We start from the raw sequence: 19,239 nt of genomic DNA, 5'->3' as shown, positions 1-19,239 counted from the left end.
CTCAGCCTCCCCTGACCTGGGCGGTCGATCCGGCGGCACGCTTGATGGCGGCGCGGATCCGCTGGTAGGTGCCGCAACGGCAGATGTTTCCGGCCATGACGGAGTCGATATCGGCGTCGGACGGCCTGGGATTGGCCGCCAGCAGGGCGGCGGCGGACATGATCTGCCCCGATTGGCAGTAGCCGCACTGGACGACGTCGATGTCCAGCCAGGCGCGCTGCAGGCGAGCGCCCACATCGGTCGCGCCGATGGCCTCCACCGTCGTGATCTTCGCCGATCCCACGTCGGCCACGGGCGTAACGCAGGACCGGACGGCCATCCCGTCGAGATGCACGGTGCAGGCGCCGCACATGGCGATCCCACAGCCGAATTTCGTTCCGGTCAGGCCGACGACGTCGCGCAGAACCCAAAGCAAAGGGGTGTCGCCGTCAAGGTCGACCGAGTGGTTCTTGCCGTTAATGGAGAGGTCATAGAGCACGCGGCTTCTCCCTTGTGAACGCCACATCCAATTGTCGGTGCGCACGCCATCAAATCATCTTGACGGCGGCTCCTGCCCGCCGTGAGTAAAAACCGGTAAAACAGGGTCAAGCCGCGCGACGCTTTGACAATGACTTCGGAACGTGTTCTTGCAGAAGACCCGCAGGGATTGTCACGCCAAGCTTGGCGGTGGCCGGACGGTGAGGCTACGCTGATCCGATGACGCCGCTCTCGTATGCCCGCCACCAGGTTCCCGCCCGCCGTCATCCAGCACGCGAGCTGGCTCTGTATGCAGTTCACCTTGAGCTGCCGGGATGTTCCTCGCAGCCCGATCCACGCAAACTGTGGGAGAACCACCGAACCGGGGCAAGATCACCCTTGATCAACGCTCGGGGGCGGAGGTTCCCGGAAGTTCACGGGCTGCTGGATTGTATTCTCCGAAAGCCGCGGCGCCCGCTCCGGCCGGGGCTCGGTCGGACGCCTCGGCGTTCGGGTTGGGATGCTGGTTGACGGCCAGCGGCCCGCTGAACAGGCCGCGGATCACCGTGTAGAACACCGGGGTGAAGATCAGCCCGAACAGCGTGACCCCCAGCATTCCCATGAACACCGCGGTGCCCAGCGACTGGCGCATCTCTGCCCCCGCCCCTTGCGCGATCATCAGCGGCACGACGCCCAGAATGAAGGCGAAGGACGTCATCAGGATCGGGCGGAGCCGGGTGCGCGCCGCCGCGACCGCCGCCTCGAAGCGGTCCTTGCCCTCGAACAGCTCGTTCTGGCGCGCGAACTCGACGATGAGGATGGCGTTCTTGGCGGCCAGCCCGACCAGCACGACGAACCCCACCTGCGCCAGGATGTCCACCGCCAGCCCGCGCATCAGCAGGCCGGTCACCGAGGCCAGCAGGCACATCGGCACGATCAGGATGACCGACAGCGGCATCGCCCAGCTCTCGTACTGCGCCGCCAGCACCAGGAAGACGAAGACGACGGACAGCCCGAACACCAGCAGTCCGGTGTTTCCCGCCGCCTTCTCCTGGTAGGCCAGTTCGGTCCATTCGAAGCCGAAGCCGTCCGGCAGGGTGTCGGCCGCCGCCTTCTCCATCGCCGCCAGCGCGTAGCCGGTGGAGAATCCCGGCAGCGTGTTCCCCTGCAGCTCCGCCGCCGGATAGAGGTTGTAGCGGGCGACGCGGTAGGGGCCGGTGATGTTCTGGAACTCCGCCACCGCACCGATCGGGACCATGTCGCCCTGCGCGTTGCGGGTCTTCAGGTTGGCGATGTCGCGCGGGGTCTGGCGGAACCGCCCGTCGGCCTGCGCGGTCACCCGGTAGGTGCGGCCCAGCAGATTGAACTCGTTGACGAAGGACGAGCCGACATAGATCTGCAGCGCCTCGAACACCTGATCGGCGGTGACGCCCAGCATCTCCGCGCGCTGGCGGTCGATGTCGGCGAAGACCTTCGGCGTCTTGGTGTTGAACAGCGAGAACACGCCGACGAGGCCCGGGATGCGGTTCGCTGCGGCGGACAGTTCGTTCACCGCCTCCTCCAGGGCGGGCAGGCCGCGGCCCCGCTTGTCCTCGACCATCATCTTGAAGCCGCCGGAGTTGCCGATGCCGCGCACCGGCGGCGGCGGGATGGTGATGATGAAGGCGTCCTCGATGGCGCCCAGCCGGGTCCTCAGGTCGCCCAGCACGGACTCCGCGGTCTGGCCCTTCGGGATGCGGTCCGCGAAGGGGGCGAGCGTCACGAAGATCGCCCCGGCGTTCGGCGCGTTGGTGAAGGTGGCGCCGTCGAAGCCCGCGAAGGGCACGGCGTGGATCACCCCCGGCGTCTTCAGCAGCGTGTCCACCGCGGTGCGCACCACCTCGTCGGTGCGGGCCAGCGACGAGCCGGGCGGCAACTGCACCACCGTGATGAGATAGCCCTGGTCCTGGTTCGGGATGAATCCCGTCGGCGCCCGGCTGAACTGCCACGCCGTCATGGCGAGCAGCACGCCGTAGACCGCCAGCACGATCACCGGCAGCCGCACCAGCCGCCCGGTCAGCCCGGCATAGCCGTTGGACAGCCGGTCGAAGCCGCGGTTGAAGCCGCCGAAGAAGGCGTTGACCGGGCGCATCAGCGGCGACGGCTTGGCCGGGTGCGCCTCGTGCGGCTTGAACAGAAGCGCGCACAGCGCCGGGCTGAGGGTCAGCGACACCAGGCAGGAAATCACCGTGGCGGTCGCGATGGTCACGGCGAACTGGCGGAAGAACTGGCCGGAGATGCCGCTGACCAGGGCCGCCGGGATGAACACGGCGGTGAGCACGAGGGCGATGGCGATCAGCGCGCCGCCGACCTCGTTCATCGTCTCGTGCGCGGCGTCCTTGGGCTTCATGCCCTGGCGGATGAACCGCTCCACATTCTCCACCACGACGATGGCGTCGTCCACGACGATGCCGATCGCCAGCACCAGCCCGAACAGCGACAGCGTGTTCAGCGAATAGCCCAGCGCCGCCAGCACCGTGAAGGTGCCGATCAGCGAGACCGGGATCGCGGCGATCGGCACGATGGAGGCGCGCCACGTCTGCAGGAACAGGATGACGACGACGACGACCAGCGCCACGGCCTCGAAGATCGTCTTGTAGACCTCCTCCACCGACTGCGCGATGAACTCCGTCGGGTTGTAGACCACGTCGTAGCGCATCCCGCTGGGGAAGCCCTTGGACAGGTCCGCCATGGTCGCCAGGATGCGGTCGGCGGTTTCCAGCGCGTTGGAGCCCGGCCGCTGGAAGATGACCAGCGGCACCGCCTGCTGGCGGTCCAGATAGGCGTTCAGGTTGTAGTCCTGCGCCCCCAGCTCGACGCGCCCCACGTCGCGCAGGCGGGTGACCGCGGCGCCGTCGGTCTTGACGATGATGTTGCCGAATTCGCGCGGGTCGGTCAGGCGGCCCAGCGTCTCGACGTTGAGCTGGAAGGCGCCGGGGGCCGGCACCGGCGGCTGGTTGATGACGCCGCCCGACACCTGGACGTTCTGCGCCTGGATCGCCCGCACCACGTCTCCGGCGGTCAGGCCGCGCGCCGCCACCCGGTCGGGGTCGAGCCAGACGCGCATGGCGTAGTCGCGGGCGCCGAACACCTGGATGTCGCCCACCCCATCCAGGCGCGCCAGCACGTCCTTGATCTGCAGCAGCGCGTAGTTGGACATGTAGAGCTGGTCGCGCGTTCCGTCCGGCGAGTTCAGATGGATCACCATCAGCATGTCGGGCGAGTTCTTGCGCACGGTCACCCCGATGCGCCGCACGTCCTCCGGCAGGCGGGGCTCGGCCACGGCGAGGCGGTTCTGCACCAGCACCTGCGCGGTGTCCAGGTCGGTGCCCAGCTTGAAGGTGATGGTGAGCTGGAGCCGCCCGTCGCTGGTCGCCTGCGAGGCCATGTAGAGCATGTCCTCGACGCCGTTGACCTCCTGCTCGATGGGGGCGGACACGGTGTCGGCGACCACCTGCGCCGACGCGCCGGGGTAGGTCGCGTTGACCACGATGGTCGGCGGCGCGATCTCCGGATACTGCGCGACCGGCAGGGTCAGATAGGCGAAGACCCCGATCAGCGTGATGAAGATGGACAGGACCGCCGCGAAGATCGGCCGGTTGATGAAGAAGTGCGAAATGTTCATGGCGCCGGCTCCGCTCAACCGGCCGGCGGCTTCGGTGGCTCGATCCGTCCGTCCTGCGGGGTCACCTTGGCGCCCGGCCGGGCCCGGACGAGCCCGTTGATGATGACCTTGTCCGTCTCCTCCAGCCCGGAGCGCACGACGCGCAACCCGTCCTCGATGGGGCCGAGGCGCACCGGCTTCGGCACCACCGTCCCGTCATTGCCGACCGTCAGGACGATCTTGGTGGCCTGATCGCTGACCACAGCCTGATCGGGGATCAGCGTGGCGGTGTAGCGGTCGGACCCCGGCAGGCGCAGCCGCCCGAACTGACCGGGTGTCAGCAGCAGCGACGGGTTGGGAAAGACGGCGCGGGCGCGGATGGTGCCGGCGCCGGGGCTCACCTGATTGTCGATGAAGTTGAGCGTGCCTTTCAGGGGCCAGCTCTGCTCGTCGAACAGGCGGCCCTCGACCTCGATGCCGCCGTCGCGTTGCGACTTCAAGGCGCCGCGCGCCGCCGCCCGCTGGTAGGCGAGGTAGTCGGCTTCGCTCATGTCGAAGATGAAGTAGATCGGGTCGAGCGAAACGATGGTGGTCAGCAGGGTCGTCGTGCTGGTGTCGCCACCGACGATGAGGTTGCCGACGCTGACCTCGCGCCGGCTGATGCGACCGGCGATCGGGGCGGTGATGCGGGTGAAGTTCAGGTTCAGCTCCGCCGTCCGGACGGCGGCCTTCGCCACCTCGACCCCGGCGGCGTCGACGCGGACCTGCTGCTGGCGCTCGTCGAACACGCTGGCCGCGACGTTGTCGCTGCGCCGCAGCTCCGACGCGCGGGCGAGCTGGCGGTTCGACAAATCCAGCTTGGCTTCGGCCTGCTGCTGCTCCGCCCGTGCCGAGGCCAGCGCCGCTTCGAACGGGCGCGGATCGATGACGAACAGCGGATCGCCCTGCCTGACGAGCTGGCCGTCCTGGAAGGCGATGGAATCGAGATAGCCGCTGACCCGCGCCCGGATTTCCACGAAGTCCACGGCCTGGAACTGGCCGGTGAACTCGTCCCATTCGACGATCTCCTTGCGCAGCGGTGGGCTGACGGTCACCGGCGGCGGAGCGTTCTGCGCGTTCTCGGCGGCACGGGCGCCGTCACCGGATGGACCGGCCATCCATAGGCCGCCGATCGATGCGATTGCGGCAAGAAGTGCCGGCAGAGCGGCTTTCATTCGGCTGGGGGGTGCGGTCCCGCCTGTCCTTGCCCCTGTCATGACCGTCTCCACTCCGGTTGCCGGCGGACGGATGGTTGCATGGATCGGCGGAGTTCCACAGTACGCGAAGGTTGCAGCCATCAGCCTCTATAAAGAGGAGGTGGTGCAAACTTTTCATGTGGACGCGCAATGATGGCGGTTGGCATCACTGGATGCTACGTGGCCTGAGATTCCGGCGGTTGGCCGATAAATGGCCCGGCCCTTGTTCCCCGGCGCGTTCGGCGCCCCGGAGAGCACCGCCGACGCGGCGCTGCTCCTCGCCTCCGACCAGGCAAAGAACATTTACGGCCAGGAGCTGGTGGTCGACGGCGGCTATACGGTGGGGCGGCTATACGGTGGGATGAGAAGCGCTTGAACCAGGGCCGTCGCCGGTCGGTGGCTCGGGCCACAGCGCTCTCGTCAGGGGGGCGGCGGGTGCAGCCGCGTGTCCAGGGCAAACCGTTCCTGGGAGCGCATCGTGTACGCCCCCGCCGCCAGAGATGCGGCGAACAGAAGGTTCCAGCTGTGCGAGGACACGGCGCTCGGGATCAGGACGAATGTGTGCGCGCTCAGCACAGCATCGCCGAACTGCTGCTGACCGACGCTGGGGATGCCGGGACGGAGCCAGTTGGGGTTGGGCACGTCCGCCGGGGTGACCACATGGACGTCGGCAGGCTTGGTGATGGTCAGCGCCGTCAGCGCGTGCGGCACGGTGTCCAACGCCTTGAAGCCCTTGTGGACCGCGACCTCGATGATCGCGGTCGCCGGGTCGAGAGAGCAGTAGACGGCGCGAACCCCTTTGCTGTTCCAGCGGCCGCCGAAGCGGTAGGCCCCTTCGCCGCTGTCCCAGGTCGTGCGGAAAGGCTCCGGGTCGAGACGCCACGCGACCAGCTCGGTGCCGCCCAGCGCCGCCGGCAAGGGTGTCACGTGTAAACCCCGGAAGCCATCCGCCCCAGGTAATCCTCGACCATCTCGACCCCGGTGGGGGTCTCCAGCAGGTCCAGCGGACGGTTGTTGTCCAGCCCGATGGCCGGACGCTCCAGCCACTGCTCGGCCTCCTCCTGCGAGCCCAAGACCGCGGAGGCCTGGGCCAAGATCTCGGCCAGCTTCCAGGTCCGGCCACCCTGCTCGGGGCTGAGCGGCTTGTCCGGCGCCCCCTTGCGGCGCTGATAGGTGCGCACGCTCATCCCCACGGCGCGCTCGATGCTCGCCGGCTTGAGGACCCGCAGATGGGTCACGAGATGGTGCAGGGCGCCGCCCGGCAAGCCGGTCTTGATGGCGTTGTGGGCATCGAGTTGCGTCATCACCGGGCGCTTGAACACCCGCGGGCCACCGAGCAGGTCGGTGACCCGCTGATAGCGACCCGTCTCACCCCGTCCAGTGTCGGGCCTGACCGCGGGCATGGCGTCCTCCGTCATCTGTCGTATTAGATGTGACACGTGACGCGGCGGGATTCAAGCAACTACGTTGCCTGCGGCCGACCATCCCGCGTTCGTCACCGGCTGGTCAGGAAGGCCTGTGCCCGATGGCCCGCAGCACCTCGACAACACGGTTGGCATCGCCGAAGCTGTGCCGCTCCATAATCGTCTCTATCTCGGCAAAGGTCGCCGCATCGATCTCGACGATCGTCCGCTCGACACCACCGTTCGTCGGCCAAGTCGTCACCGTCACCTGGTCACGCCAGACTTCAACCCCGGTGTTGTTGTAGAAGCCGCCGCCATCGTAGTCGGGCGCGCCACGCTCGCTGCCCGGAACATCCTCGGGGTCGTAATTCGTAATCCAATCCCTGTCGAAATCGCCGACAATGGCGCACAGCGCCTCGTATCGCCCCGATCCCGGACAGGTCAGAGAGTGCGGCCTGGACCTCGTCGGCATGCGCTCGGCACGCTGCTCTCAGGAAGAGCGTCCGAAACAAGGACCCATCCATGCTGGACTTGCCATGGCTCCATGCTGAAACCGAGGTGCTTCGCGCGCTCGAGAGGCTTCGCGCCGACCTGACCTCCCTTCAACGCGGCATCCGCCTAGCCGCGGTATCCGCTGATGCGGTACATCGGCGTTCCGTGCCTTGCGGCGGATGGCCGCCGCCAGCCTGATCTATCCCGACGGACGCACGGCCCACTTGAGCCCGGCGTACGACATCGTTCCGACATTCTGCCTGGACGGAGACGACACGCTGGCCATCCCCCTCGGGCGCGCCAAGACGATGGCCGACGTGACGTTGGAGACCTTCCGCAGGCCCGGCATGCTGCTCAGCCTGGATCCCCGCCTGCTGGCGGATGAGGCGAAGCGCACGGTGGAACGGGCGGCCGACGAATGGCCCGGCTTGCTGCCCAACCTCCCGCTCGTGAAAAGCCACGCCGAGAGGCTGAGCGGGCGCTGGGAGTCGGTGGCGCTCGCGGAAGGACATCGTCAGGTCTTCCTGTCCGGGTTTGGCGCCAACCGCTCGTTCTGATCATTGCTGTGCCTCCGGGGGAACACACGCACGCCACGACACGCGGGCAGAGCCCGGCTCCCGCCGGGAGAGCGAGGCGAGCTCGGCGGCTGCGTCGTCACGCACACGAACCGCGGACGCCACGCTCAGCGTCCTACTCAGCCAGCGCCGGGTGGTCATCTGTCCTTCGAAGCTGAACCCGATCAAGGATTCACTGATCCTGGAGAGCCCGCAGTCGCAGTACACCTGCGAGATCGTCGTGCGCAAGAAGGACGCCGACCAGCCCTGGGTGAACAAGCTGGTCGCCGCCTATCAGTCGCCGGTGGTCAAGAAGTTCATCCAGACCACGTTCAACGGCGCCGCCGTCCCCTGCTGGTAACCGCGGAAACGGGCTCAGCCGATGCCGAGGCTGAGCCCGCCGTCCACCGGCAGGCACACGCCGGTGATGTAGCGCGCCTCGTCCGAGGCCAGGAAGACCGACGCCGCGGCGATGTCCCAGGCCGTGCCCTGGAAGCCCAGCGGGCACAGCGCGTCGCGCGCCCGGCGCATCTCCTCGGCGTCCTTGCAATGGGCGGCGATCTGGCTGCGCGCCATCGGCGTGTCGATCAGGCCGGGCATGACGGCGTTGGCGCGGATGCCGTCGCGGGCGTGCTGTCGGGCCACCGCGACGGTGAACTGGTTGACCCCGGCCTTCGCCGCCGCGTAGCCGATGTAGGGATAGGCCCAGCGGATCGCGGCGATGGAGGAGATGTGGACGATCGCCCCCGACCGCTGCGCCACCATCACCGGCAGCACGTGCTTGCAGGTCAGGAAGACGCCGGTCAGATCGGTGTCGAGCACCCGGCGCCAGCTCTCCTCGCTGGTTTCCACCGGCCCGCCGGGCTCGGTGATGCCGACGTTGTTGTGCAGGATGTCGATGCGCCCGTGGGCGGCGAGCGTGCGCTCGACCGCAGCCGCCACCTCCGGCCCTCTCGTCACGTCGGCGGTGACGGCCAGCGCCGCGAAGCCTTCGGCGGCGATCAGGGCGGCGGTCTCCTCCGCGGCCTCCGCCACCTTGTCCACGGCGACCACGCGGGCGCCCTCGCGGGCATAGGCGATCGCCGTCGCCTTGCCGTTGCCCCAGCCGGGGGCGGAGGACCCCGCGCCAAAGACCAGCGCCATCTTGCCGGCCAGACGCCCGGCCTTTGCTTCGCTCATGATGCGCGTCTCACTCGTAGCCCAGCGTGTGGGGAATCCACAGGGCGAGCTGCGGCAGGGCGGCAACCAGGGCCAGCGCCACGAACATTGCGACGATCAGCCAGCCGACCCAGCGCACCGTCGCCTCCATGGTGGTTCCGGCGATCTTGCAGGTGACCATCAGGTTGACGGCCATCGGCGGCGTGAACTGGCCGATGGCCAGCTTCATGGTCAGGATCACCCCGAACCACACCAGATCCCAATGGAAGTGGTTGGCGATGGGCACCAGGATCGGCAGCAGGATCAGGAAGGTGGACACCCCGTCCAGGAACATCCCGATCACCACCAGCACCGCAATCAGCAGCACCAGCACGCCGTATTCGCCGATCCCCAACGCCAGGATGCCCCGCGCCACCGGGTCGATGATGCCGAGCGTCGCGGTCGCCCAGGCGAAGACGCCGGCCAGCGCCACCACCGTCAGGATCACCCCCGACACCTCCGCCGCCTCCACCAGCAGGCCGTAGAGGTCGCGCAGGGTCAGGGTGCGGTAGACGAAGAATCCGACGAACAGGCCGTAGGCCGCCGCCACCACCGCCGCCTCGGTCGGGGTGAACAGCCCGCCGCGCAGGCCGCCGAGGATGACCACCGGCGCCATCAGCCCCCACACCGCCTCGCGGAAGGCGGGCCAGAGCGGTGGGCGCGTCTCGCCGTCCCGCGCGACCTCGCCGAAGCCGTGGCGGCGCGACAGCCAGACCGCCGGCACGATCAGCGCCAGACCGGCCAGGATGCCCGGGACGATTCCGGCGGCGAACAGGGCCGGAACCGACGCCTGCGGCACCAGGATGCTGTAGACGATGAAGGCAATGGAGGGCGGGATCAGGATGTCGGTCGCCGCCGCGGCGCCGATGACGCTGGCCGTGAAGGCGCGGGGATAGCCCTCCTTCAGCATGGCCGCGGTCATCACCGCACCGACCGCGGCGGAGGTCGCCGGGCCGGAACCGGAGATGCCGCCCATGAACATCGCGACGACGATGGCGACCGCCGGCAGCGCCCCCTGTCGCTTGCCGACCACCGCCAGCGCGAAGGCGACCAGCCGCGCCGCCACCCCCGACCGTTCGAAGATCAGCCCGGTCAGGACGAACATCGGAATGGCGAGCAACGGGTATTTCGCCACCCCGGTGTAGACCGTGGTGGACAGTGACAAGAACCCCGATCCCTCCAGCGCGATGGCCGCGGCCCCGGCGAACGCCAGCCCCGCCCCGATGGGCACGCCGAGGAACAGCAGCAGGAAGAAGCCGGCGAACAGCAGCAGTGGGATCATGGCTCGCCGACCCCCGGTATCAGGATCTCCGGCCGCCGGATCACCCGCACCGCCCGCCCGAGCGCCCGCAGCGCAACCACCGCCGACAGCAGCGGAAGCCACAGCGTGTAGAGCCATTGCGGCACGCCGAGACCGGGCGAGGAAATCTCGAACCGGTACTCGTCGATGGTCATCAACGTGCCCAGCACGACCAGCGCCCCGAACACCAGCGCCGTGACGCCGAGCGCCAGCAGCTCCGCCCGCAACCGCCCGCGCGGCCCGAGCCGGTCGATCAGGAAGCCGATGCGGATGTGATGGTCGCGCGCCACCGCCACCGAGGCGCCCAGCAGGGTCATCGCCACCATCAGGACGATGGCGTATTCCTCCGTGAAGGCCAGCGAGACGTTGGTGGTGTAGCGCGTCACCACGTTGGCGAAGGTGATCAGCCCCATCACCGCGATGGCGGCGGCGGCCAGCGCCTCCTCGATGGCGAGGGGAACGCGGGGCTTGTCCGGCCCGGAATCGGCGTTGGGTTCGGCCATGGCGGTTCTCAGCGGCTCTTCGCCACGGCCTCCTCGGCCTTGCGCACGAGATCGGCGCCGACCGTCTGCGTCCATTTCTCGTAGACCGGGCGGGTCGCCTTGCGGAAGGCCTCCACGTCCGTCTGCTCCGTCGTCACCACCTGCACCCCGTGGGCGGCCAGAGCGGTCAGGGCGGAGCGGTCCTCGGCGGTCAGCCCCTGGCGCGACAGGGCGGTGAATTCGGCGGCGGCCTGCAACGCCGCCTCGCGGACGAGCGCCCGGTCCTCCGGCGTCCAGCTCTCCCACACCTCCTTGTTGGCGATGAACAGCCCGGCGTCCGCGATGTAGTTCCACAGCGTCAGATGCTTCTGGTTCAGGCCGTAGAGCTTGGCGGCGAGGAACAGGCTGACCGGATTCTCCTGCCCGTCCACGGCGCCGGTGGACAGGGCGGGTTGCAGATCGGCGAAGGTCATCTGGGTCGGGTTGGCGCCCAACGCGGTGAAGATGTCGTTGAAGATGGGCGAGCCGACGACGCGGACCTTGAGCCCCTTCAGGTCGTCCGGCGTGCGCACCGGCTTTTTCGAGTTGGACAGGGCGCGGAAGCCGTTCTCGCCCACGGCCAGCGGCACGACCTGCTTGGATTCCAGGATGCCGAACAGCGCCTTGCCCGGCTCGCCCTGGGCCACCGCGTCGAACGCCTTGCTGTCCGGGAACAGGAAGGGCAAGGAGAAGAGGTTGGCTTCCTTCACCGTCGGCGACAGGTTGATGGTGGAGTTGACCAGCAGGTCGATGGAGCCCTGGCGCAGCCCGGTGAACTCCCGCGTGTTGTCGCCGCCGACGAGGCTGGAGCCGGGATAGACCTTCACGGTGATGCGCCCCCCCGTCTTCTCGGTGACCAGATCGGCCCAGCGGTAGGCGCCCTCCGCGATGGGGATCGGGCGGCTGCCGACCACCGACAGCTTGTATTCGCTCTTGTACTCGGCGGCGTCAGCGGGTGCGGAAAGGACGGCCAGCGCGCCGAGCAGGGTCAGCGCGGCGGCCAGCAGGGGGCGCGTTCTCGTCAGCATGAACAGGAACTCCGAAGAGGGGAATGGGGTCAGGAGCGCCAGGAGACCAGGCCGGCGGCCGCGGCGGCGACCGCCGGGGCGGTGATCCGGCTCGCCGGCTCCAGCGCCGGGGAATAGGGGACGGGGATGCGCGGGGCGCCCAGCCGGCGCACCGGCGCCTTCAGCGCGCCGAACAGCGCGTCGGCCACGGTCGCGGCGATCTCCGCGCCGAAGCCGGCCACCTCGACCGCCTCGTGCACCACCAGCAGCCGCCCGGTGCGGGTGACGGAGTCCAGCACCGCGCCGCGGTCCCACGGCCACAAGCTGCGCAGGTCGAGGATGTCGAGCGACACGCCCTGCGCCTCGGCCAGGGTGGCGGCTTCCTCGGCGATGCGGACGCCGCCGGACCAAGTGACGACGGTCACGTCGCGGCCCTCGCGCACGCGGCGGGCGACGCCGATCGGCACCTCCCAGTCACCGTCCAGCGGCACCTCGCCCTCCGCGGGCCACAGGTCCTTGTGCTCCAGATGAACCACCGGGTCGTCGGAGCGGATGGCGGCGCGCAGCAGTCCGTAATTGTCGGCGGGGGTCGCCGGGGCCAGCACGACCAGACCGGGGATGTGGATGTACCAGGACTCCAGCGACTGCGAATGCTGGGCAGCGGAGTTGCTCCACAGCCCGACCGGCTGGCGCACCACCAGCGGCACGCGGGCCTGCCCGCCGAACATGTAGCGCGCCTTGGCCGCCTGATTGACCAGCTCGTCCACCGCGCAGAGCGCGAAGTCCGAGAAGCGCATCTCCACCACCGGACGGGTGCCGAGCAGGGCGGCACCGACCGCGCCGCCCATGATGGCGGCCTCGGAGATCGGCGTGTCGACGACGCGGTTCGGCCCGAATTCGGCCTGCAGCCCCTGGTACTGGCCGAACACGCCGCCCCGGCCGATGTCCTCGCCGAGCGTCCAGACGGCGGGATCGGCGGCCAGCTCGTGAGCGAGGGCGAGGCGCGCCGCCTCGCGGTAGGTCAGGCGGCTCATTGCGGCGCTCCGATGTCCTGTACGTCGGTGAAGGCGGTGCGGAGGTCCGGCCAGGGGCTGTCCAGAGCCGTGGCGAGGGCGGCGGCCAGCGCCTCGCGCTCATGGCGCTCCACACGCTCCAGCGCGTCCGGCGTCACGCCGAGTTCGGCCAGCGTGGCGGCGGCGCGGCGGATCGGGTCGTTGCCATCGAGCTGCGCCCGCACCTCCGCCGCGTCGCGGTAGGTGGCCGGATCGCTGGAGGTGTGGCCGCGGAAACGGTAGGTGCGGGCGTGCAGGAATTGCGGCCCGCCGCCCTCGCGCACGGCGCGGACGAGGGCCGCCGCCGCTGCGTCCACCGCCGCCAGGTCGTTGCCGTCCACCACGGTGACCGGGATGCCCAGGCTTTCCGCCCGCGCGCCGGGGCCGCCGCCCGCCGACACGCTGCCGGTGCGGGTGGTGGCGCCATAGCCGTTGTCCTCGCAGACGAACAGCACCGGCAGCCGAAAGGCGGCGGCCCAGTTCAACGCCTCCAGGAAGGGGCCGCGGTTGGTGGCGCCGTCGCCGAAGAAGCAGACGGCGATACGGTCCTCGCCCTTCAGCGCGATGGCGTGGGCGGCGCCGACCGCGATGGGCAGGCCGGCGGCCACGACACCGTTGGCGCCCAGCATGCCGACCGCGAAGTCGGCGATGTGCATCGATCCGCCCTTGCCGCCGCAGGTGCCCCCGGCCCGCCCGCACAGTTCGCGGAACATGGCCAGCGGGTCGGCGCCCTTGGCGATGGTGTGGCCGTGGCCGCGGTGCGTGCTGGTCAGCACGTCGTCCTCGCGCAGATTCGCCCCGACCGCGGCGGCGATGGCCTCCTGCCCGATGGACAGATGGATGTAGCCCGCCACCTGCCCGGCCTTGTGGGCCTCGTCGGCCAGCGTTTCGAAGACGCGAATCCGCTGCATCGTGGCGTACAGCCCCAGGAGCCGCTCTGCATCGGGTGCAGCGGCGCCCGAGGGCGAACTCGGTAGTGCCATGGGATGTCCGTGCCTTAATTATCTATTTCTCTACTAGGTAAATTAAGTTTATTCACACCCGCATATGCATTTCCAGAAGATTTTTGGGAAAAATCTCAGATCCCGTTCATGAATATGTAAAATGTGCGCGAGCAGGTTCCCACGGCCCGGGCGTCCGCCCTCAACCTTCTCCGTGCGAAAGGACCAGAAACAGCCGGGCGTCCACATCGTCGGCGTTGCGGCACTGGAAGGTCCGTTCCGCCTCGAACAGGACGGCGTCGCCAGCCGCGAGACGGTGCGATCCCTTGCCGACGCACAGTTCCACGGCCCCCTCCGCCACCACCAGATTGATGCTGGCGCCGGAGGAGACGCCGCCGCCGGTTTCGCAGCCCCCCGGCCGCAGACGGATTTCAAGGAAGTCGGTCCCCCGCCCCTCCCCCGGCGGCGCGAGGGACCGCGACCGCACCAGCCCGTCGGGCGAGACGAAGCTGCGCGCCTGATCCTCCCGCATCAGAAGCACATCGCCCTGCCCGTCCAGCCGGGTCAGCGCCGTCAGCGTCACGTCCAGGGCGCGGGCGATCTTCCACAGCACGGTGATGGTGGGGGCGCTCCGTCCCAGTTCGATCTGTCCGAGCATCGCCCGGCTGACGCCGGACAGCCGGGCCAACCGCTCCAAGGACAGCCCCTGGCGCGTGCGCAACCGTCTCAGATTGCGGCCAAGCGCGGCGGGGATCGCCGATTCCGGTGTGCTGGGGGCGCAGTCGTCGTTCGCGGCGCTCACGGCTCGTTCCCTCATTGCGCAGGATAGTCCCTGCGGCAAGGGGAGAATAACGCGAATTGCCTACTCTTCAAATAGATTTAACAGAACCTATGCGCAACGCCTAAACGTACAACATACCTCATGCGTGCTTACCGGAGGACGAATGCCCCATCTGTGAGATGCCACTCGTGAAGAATGCAGCGGATCGCGTGAGGGTTTCAAACCAATTGTCCGAAGAACTCACGGAGATGATGCGACGGTTCGCGGTCGGAAACGGTGATGGCCGCCCGAAATATCTATTGATAAAATAGGAAACAAACATCCGACCCACCCTATGATCCGCCGGAACTCCACTCGTCGGTTCTTTGCCCAATCCAACGGAGGCTTGTCTGTTATAGCGGACCAATCGACGCCCGCGCCGCTACCAATGCTTGAGGCTGGGGCGAAAGCCATGCATGGTCATATCCACCTTCGGCGGGCCGGTGCCATCCCATAGGCCGTTTCGCCGAGCCGGGCTTTCCGTTCCCGCCCATCGATCTTTCATCCCCGCGTCCGCAAGCCGCCGACTCCCCGGAGTCGGCGCATGGCGCCGGCCGCCCGCTGCCGTTTTCTTCCCACCGCCTTATTCAAGCCGCCTTTCTGAAGGAGCCGATTTCATGTCCGAAGACACCGAGCTGCGTCGAACATTGAACGAGCAGGCGGCCCGCCAGCTCGCCAACGCCACGAAGACACGGGCGCAGTGGTCGGGCATCACGCCGCGCTGGCTCGTGTCCTTCCTGCCCTGGACCCCGGTGGAGGCCGGCATTTACCGCCTGAACCGGGTCGTCGATCCCCAGGGGCAGGTGCGGACCGAGGTGGAGTGCAGCCCGCGCAACGACGCCGATCTGCCGGAAACCTTCGTCCCCTATGACGAGAACCCGCGGGAATATTCGCTGAACGCGGTCACCACCGTTCTCGACGTGCAGACCCGCGTCTCCGACCTCTACAGCCACCCGATCGACCAGATCCAGGAGCAGCTCCGCCTGCTGATCGAAAAGGTGAAGGAGCGCCAGGAGAGCGAGCTGATCAACAACGCCGAATACGGCCTGCTGACCAACGCCGCACCCGGCCAGCGCATCAAGACGCGCAAGGGCCAGCCCACACCCGACGACCTGGACGAGCTGATCGCCAAGGTGTGGAAGGAGCCGGCCTTCTTCCTGGCCCACCCGCGCGCCATCGCCGCCTTCGGGCGCGAATGCACCCGCCGCGGCGTTCCGCCGCCCACGGTCACCCTGCACGGCTCGCCCTTCCTGACCTGGCGCGGCCTGCCGCTGATCCCCAGCGACAAGCTGCACGTCACGCCCGAAGGCCGCACCAGCATCCTTCTGCTGCGCACCGGTGAGGCGAAGCAGGGCGTGATCGGCCTGTTCCAGCCGGGCGTCCCCGGGGAGGTGGCGCCCAGCCTGTCGGTCCGCTTCATGGGGATCAACCGCAAGGCCATCGCCTCGTACCTGATCTCGCTCTACTGCTCGGCCGCGATCCTGACCGAGGATGCCATCGGCGTGCTGGAGGATGTCCATGTCGGCAATTACTATGACTACGCCTGACGCCGCCGCCCCGACCCTGCCGCCCTCAGCGGCGGGGTTCGGCGGGCCGGAGTCCGGCTTGCCGGACATCGGGCTGGACATCGGGCCGGATGCCGGGCCGGATGTCGCCCTGATCGCCCGTCTCGCGAACCAGTTCTTCCAGGCCCTTCCCTCCGGCCCGGCGCCCGCCGTGGCCCCGCCGTCCGGGCTGTCGGCGGCGCAGGCGCCGGGACCGCTGCCCGCGGCGCCGCAGCCGGGTCCGGCGGCCAACCCGTCCATCTCCCCCGTCCCTTCGCCCCGGCCCACGGCGCCCGCTGTGCCATCGGCGATCGGTGACGGCGGGCTGGGAACGATCCTGCATTCTCTGGGCGGCGCCCTGTCGCTGGTCCCACCGCTGCCGGGTGCTGCCACGGTTCCCTCCACGCCGGTCTCGGGCGCTCCGCCCCTGCCCTCCGGCGCGCCCTATTTCCTCGACGGCGGGCGCGACACGGCGGCCGGTCACGGCGCCACACGGCCCTCTGCCACACCGCCCTCTGCCGCTGCGCCCTCCGCCGCCCCTTCCGCCGTTCCCGCGGCCCCCGGCCTTCTGGTGGAGGTCGGCGCCCTGTCGGTGCAGTTGCGCGCCGAACAGGTGCCGGACCTGCCGCTGCCCGCCAGCCCGGGTTTCGACCCGCGCGCCGCGCGCCGCGACTTCCCGATCCTGAACCAGACGGTGCACGGCAAGCCGCTGATCTGGCTGGACAACGCCGCCACCACGCAGAAGCCGCAGGCGGTGATCGACCGGCTCGCCCGCTTCTACGCGGAGGAGAATTCCAACATCCACCGCGCCGCCCACGCGCTGGCCGCCCGCGCCACCGACGCCTATGAGGAGGCGCGCGAGAAGGCCCGCCGCTTCGTCGGGGCCGCCGACACGGGCGAGATCGTCTTCGTCCGCGGCGCGACCGAGGCGATCAACCTCGTCGCCAAGGCGTGGGGCCGCCAGCACATCCGCGAAGGCGACGAGATCGTCGTCACCTGGCTGGAGCATCACGCCAACATCGTGCCCTGGCAGCAGCTCTGCGCCGAGACCGGGGCGCGGCTGCGGGTGGTTCCGGTGGACGAGGATGGACAGATCCGGCTGGACGAGTACGCCCGGCTGCTGAACCCGCGCACCCGTCTGGTGTCGCTCACGCTGGTGTCCAACGCGCTCGGCACGGTGACCCCGGCGGCGGAGATGGTGGCGATGGCACGCTCCGCCGGGGCGGCCACGCTGGTCGACGGCGCGCAGGCGGTGTCGCACATGCCGGTGAACGTGCAGGCGCTGGGCTGCGACTTCTTCGTGCTGTCCGGCCACAAGATGTTCGGCCCGACCGGCATCGGCCTGCTCTACGGCCGGCGGGAGGTGTTGGAGGGCATGCAGCCCTGGCAGGGCGGCGGCAACATGATCGCCGACGTGACCTTCGAGAAGACCGTCTACCAGCCCGCCCCCATGCGGTTCGAAGCCGGGACCGGCAACATCGCCGATGCGGTGGGGCTGGGTGCTGCCATCGACTATCTCGAGCGCATCGGCATGCCGGTCATCGCCGCCTACGAGCATTCCCTGCTGGAGTACGCCACCGCCGGCCTGTCGACCGTTCCCGGCCTGCGGCTGATCGGCACGGCGCGCGAGAAGGCCGGCGTCCTCTCCTTCGTTCTCGACGGCTGCCGGACGGAGGATGTTGGGCGCGCACTGGACCGGGAGGGCATCGCGGTGCGCTCCGGCCATCATTGCGCGCAGCCGATCCTGCGGCGCTTCGGGGTGGAGAGCACGGTGCGTCCGTCGCTGGCCTTCTACAACACCTGCGAGGACCTGGACGCGCTGACCGCCGCCCTGCACCGCATCCGCCACACGCTGGTCCGGCGCGGCCACTGACCGGAAGGAGACGCCCCATGGGCCGCATCGTCACCCCCGCCCGCTTCGCCCAGGCCCCCGCCAACCATGCTGGATTCGAGACGGACTCCGACCGGGAGCGGGCGGCCCTCTGGGCGCGTCTGCGCGCCGAGGCGGAGGCCGCGGCGGACGGCGATCCGCTGCTGCGCAGCTTCATCCACATCGCGGTGCTGTCGCACGACGGCTTCGCCTCCGCGCTCGGCGGGCATCTGGCGCGCAAGCTGGGCGACTGGTACATCCCGGCCGAGCGTCTGGCCGACATCACCGAACAGGCCCATGCCGGCGATCCCGGCATCATCGCGGCGGCGGTCGCCGACCTGACGGCCATCGTGACCCGCGATCCGGCCGCGGACGGCCTTCTGACGCCGTTCCTTTACTTCAAGGGCTTCCACGCCCTGCAATGGCACCGCGTCGCCCACTGGCTGTGGGCACAGGGGCGCCGCGACCTCGCGCATTTCCTGCAAAGCCGGGTGTCGGAGGTGTTCGCGGTGGACATCCATCCCGCCGTTTCCATCGGGCGCGGCGTGCTGATCGACCACGGCACGGGGGTCGTGATCGGCGAGACCGCCGTGGTCGGCGACGACGTGTCGATCCTCCAGGGCGTCACGTTGGGCGGCACCGGCAAGGAGCATGGTGACCGCCATCCCAAGGTGCGCGACGGCGTGCTTCTGGCTGCCGGGGCCAAGGTGCTGGGCAACATCGAGGTGGGCCGCCACGCCAAGGTCGGCGCCGGCAGCGTCGTTCTGAAACCGGTGCCGCCTGGCGCGACGGTGGCCGGCGTTCCCGCCCGCGTCGTCGGCTGGTCCACCTCCGGTCAGGCCCCGGCGGTGGAAATGGACATGAGCCTGCCCGAACCCGAATACACGATCTGATGCCAACGGCACCTGAAGGCGCCATTGGCATCACCCTCTCAATCAACGCTAACGCGTTGATCTGACGGGTTTCACGGTTGGAAAACGATGGAAGTGATCATTTTCCAACCGTATGACGGGGAGCGTCGTAAAAAAGACCGCCGCCTGCCGTCGGAGCGTGGACCCGACAGCGGGCGGCGGTTTCAGGCATGGGAGGACGGGCGCCGGCGGGCGCGTGGCTGATCCGAAGCGCGCGCGCCGCCGCCGACAGGCTGCCGGTGCGGGCAAGCTCCAGGAAGATCCGCAGATCGTCCCAATTCAGGGTCGCTGTC

20 protein-coding genes are annotated in these 19,239 nt (G+C 69.0%); 6 read left to right on the top strand and 14 right to left on the bottom strand.

What is annotated here, in order from left to right:
* Position 1: 1 nt before the first annotated feature.
* From ACFPMG_RS19585 to ACFPMG_RS19575, 3 genes are all read right to left on the bottom strand, one after another.
* Positions 2-478 carry a (2Fe-2S)-binding protein gene (locus ACFPMG_RS19585; protein ID WP_376996744.1) on the bottom strand — a complete coding sequence of 159 codons (477 nt, stop codon included), beginning with the start codon at positions 476-478 and terminating at the stop codon, positions 2-4.
* 381 nt (positions 479-859) lie between these two features.
* On the bottom strand, positions 860-4,120 hold the full coding sequence (locus ACFPMG_RS19580; RefSeq protein ID WP_376996742.1) for an efflux RND transporter permease subunit: 3,261 nt from the start codon (positions 4,118-4,120) through the stop codon (positions 860-862).
* A 14-nt stretch (positions 4,121-4,134) separates the two neighbouring features.
* The gene (locus ACFPMG_RS19575) at positions 4,135-5,256 is read right to left on the bottom strand and encodes an efflux RND transporter periplasmic adaptor subunit (protein ID WP_465252028.1); all 1,122 of its coding nucleotides are present in this window, start codon (positions 5,254-5,256) and stop codon (positions 4,135-4,137) included.
* Positions 5,257-5,545: 289 nt separating this feature from the next.
* Between ACFPMG_RS19575 and ACFPMG_RS19570 the strand changes: the two genes are divergently transcribed.
* Positions 5,546-5,710, top strand: coding sequence for an SDR family oxidoreductase (locus ACFPMG_RS19570; protein WP_376996739.1), 165 nt, complete (start codon positions 5,546-5,548; stop codon positions 5,708-5,710).
* Between the two features lie 44 nt (positions 5,711-5,754).
* Here the strand turns inward: ACFPMG_RS19570 and ACFPMG_RS19565 are convergent, their stop codons facing one another.
* The 3 genes from ACFPMG_RS19565 to ACFPMG_RS19555 all read right to left on the bottom strand — a co-directional run bounded on the left by ACFPMG_RS19565 (position 5,755) and on the right by ACFPMG_RS19555 (position 7,209).
* Positions 5,755-6,261, bottom strand: a complete 507-nt coding sequence (locus ACFPMG_RS19565; RefSeq protein ID WP_376996737.1) for an RES family NAD+ phosphorylase — start codon at positions 6,259-6,261, stop codon at positions 5,755-5,757.
* Positions 6,258-6,737, bottom strand: a complete 480-nt coding sequence (parS, locus tag ACFPMG_RS19560) for a type II RES/Xre toxin-antitoxin system antitoxin (protein WP_376996735.1) — start codon at positions 6,735-6,737, stop codon at positions 6,258-6,260. Before parS ends, ACFPMG_RS19565 begins: the two co-directional genes overlap by 4 nt.
* Positions 6,738-6,840: 103 nt before the next feature.
* Positions 6,841-7,209 (bottom strand): hypothetical protein, encoded by a 369-nt coding sequence (locus ACFPMG_RS19555; RefSeq protein ID WP_376996734.1) that lies wholly within the window; start codon positions 7,207-7,209, stop codon positions 6,841-6,843.
* Positions 7,210-7,408: 199 nt separating this feature from the next.
* Here ACFPMG_RS19555 and ACFPMG_RS19550 point away from each other — a divergent pair, with 199 nt between their 5' ends.
* On the top strand, positions 7,409-7,786 hold the full coding sequence (locus ACFPMG_RS19550) for a hypothetical protein (RefSeq protein WP_376996733.1): 378 nt from the start codon (positions 7,409-7,411) through the stop codon (positions 7,784-7,786).
* Between the two features lie 151 nt (positions 7,787-7,937).
* On the top strand, positions 7,938-8,144 hold the full coding sequence (locus ACFPMG_RS19545) for a MetQ/NlpA family ABC transporter substrate-binding protein (protein WP_376996732.1): 207 nt from the start codon (positions 7,938-7,940) through the stop codon (positions 8,142-8,144).
* Positions 8,145-8,158: 14 nt separating this feature from the next.
* Here ACFPMG_RS19545 and ACFPMG_RS19540 read toward each other — a convergent pair whose 3' ends face one another.
* The 7 genes from ACFPMG_RS19540 to ACFPMG_RS19510 all read right to left on the bottom strand — a co-directional run bounded on the left by ACFPMG_RS19540 (position 8,159) and on the right by ACFPMG_RS19510 (position 14,603).
* Positions 8,159-8,962: an SDR family NAD(P)-dependent oxidoreductase gene (locus ACFPMG_RS19540; protein WP_376996731.1), complete on the bottom strand. Its 804-nt coding sequence runs from the start codon at positions 8,960-8,962 to the stop codon at positions 8,159-8,161.
* Between the two features lie 10 nt (positions 8,963-8,972).
* Complete coding sequence (locus tag ACFPMG_RS19535) at positions 8,973-10,262, bottom strand: TRAP transporter large permease (protein WP_376996730.1); 1,290 nt, start codon at positions 10,260-10,262, stop codon at positions 8,973-8,975.
* Positions 10,259-10,783, bottom strand: a complete 525-nt coding sequence (locus ACFPMG_RS19530) for a TRAP transporter small permease (RefSeq protein WP_376996728.1) — start codon at positions 10,781-10,783, stop codon at positions 10,259-10,261. Before ACFPMG_RS19530 ends, ACFPMG_RS19535 begins: the two co-directional genes overlap by 4 nt.
* Before the next feature lie 8 nt (positions 10,784-10,791).
* The gene (locus tag ACFPMG_RS19525; protein WP_376996727.1) at positions 10,792-11,829 is read right to left on the bottom strand and encodes a DctP family TRAP transporter solute-binding subunit; all 1,038 of its coding nucleotides are present in this window, start codon (positions 11,827-11,829) and stop codon (positions 10,792-10,794) included.
* A 29-nt stretch (positions 11,830-11,858) separates the two neighbouring features.
* Positions 11,859-12,842 carry an alpha-ketoacid dehydrogenase subunit beta gene (locus ACFPMG_RS19520; RefSeq protein ID WP_200475728.1) on the bottom strand — a complete coding sequence of 328 codons (984 nt, stop codon included), beginning with the start codon at positions 12,840-12,842 and terminating at the stop codon, positions 11,859-11,861.
* Positions 12,839-13,843: a thiamine pyrophosphate-dependent dehydrogenase E1 component subunit alpha gene (locus tag ACFPMG_RS19515; protein ID WP_376996726.1), complete on the bottom strand. Its 1,005-nt coding sequence runs from the start codon at positions 13,841-13,843 to the stop codon at positions 12,839-12,841. Before ACFPMG_RS19515 ends, ACFPMG_RS19520 begins: the two co-directional genes overlap by 4 nt.
* 160 nt (positions 13,844-14,003) lie before the next feature.
* A complete protein-coding gene (locus tag ACFPMG_RS19510) occupies positions 14,004-14,603 on the bottom strand; it encodes a helix-turn-helix domain-containing protein (protein WP_376996725.1) in 600 nt (199 codons plus the stop codon).
* Between the two features lie 635 nt (positions 14,604-15,238).
* Between ACFPMG_RS19510 and ACFPMG_RS19505 the strand changes: the two genes are divergently transcribed.
* Genes ACFPMG_RS19505 through cysE form a run of 3 tightly spaced genes read left to right on the top strand, consistent with a single transcriptional unit; the run spans position 15,239 to position 18,928 of the window.
* Positions 15,239-16,168, top strand: coding sequence for a family 2A encapsulin nanocompartment shell protein (locus ACFPMG_RS19505; RefSeq protein WP_014242416.1), 930 nt, complete (start codon positions 15,239-15,241; stop codon positions 16,166-16,168).
* A complete protein-coding gene (locus tag ACFPMG_RS19500) occupies positions 16,155-18,038 on the top strand; it encodes a family 2A encapsulin nanocompartment cargo protein cysteine desulfurase (protein WP_376996724.1) in 1,884 nt (627 codons plus the stop codon). Before ACFPMG_RS19505 ends, ACFPMG_RS19500 begins: the two co-directional genes overlap by 14 nt.
* A 17-nt stretch (positions 18,039-18,055) precedes the next feature.
* A complete protein-coding gene (gene cysE / locus ACFPMG_RS19495) occupies positions 18,056-18,928 on the top strand; it encodes a serine O-acetyltransferase (RefSeq protein WP_376996723.1) in 873 nt (290 codons plus the stop codon).
* Positions 18,929-19,025: 97 nt separating this feature from the next.
* Here the strand turns inward: cysE and ACFPMG_RS19490 are convergent, their stop codons facing one another.
* On the bottom strand, positions 19,026-19,202 hold the full coding sequence (locus ACFPMG_RS19490) for a hypothetical protein (protein WP_376996841.1): 177 nt from the start codon (positions 19,200-19,202) through the stop codon (positions 19,026-19,028).
* Positions 19,203-19,239 lie beyond the last annotated feature (37 nt).

This window comes from Azospirillum himalayense (assembly GCF_042657465.1).
Classification (GTDB): domain Bacteria; phylum Pseudomonadota; class Alphaproteobacteria; order Azospirillales; family Azospirillaceae; genus Azospirillum; species Azospirillum himalayense.
Note: the sequence above shows the minus strand (reverse complement) of the source record. Positions and strands in the feature narration are given on the sequence as shown.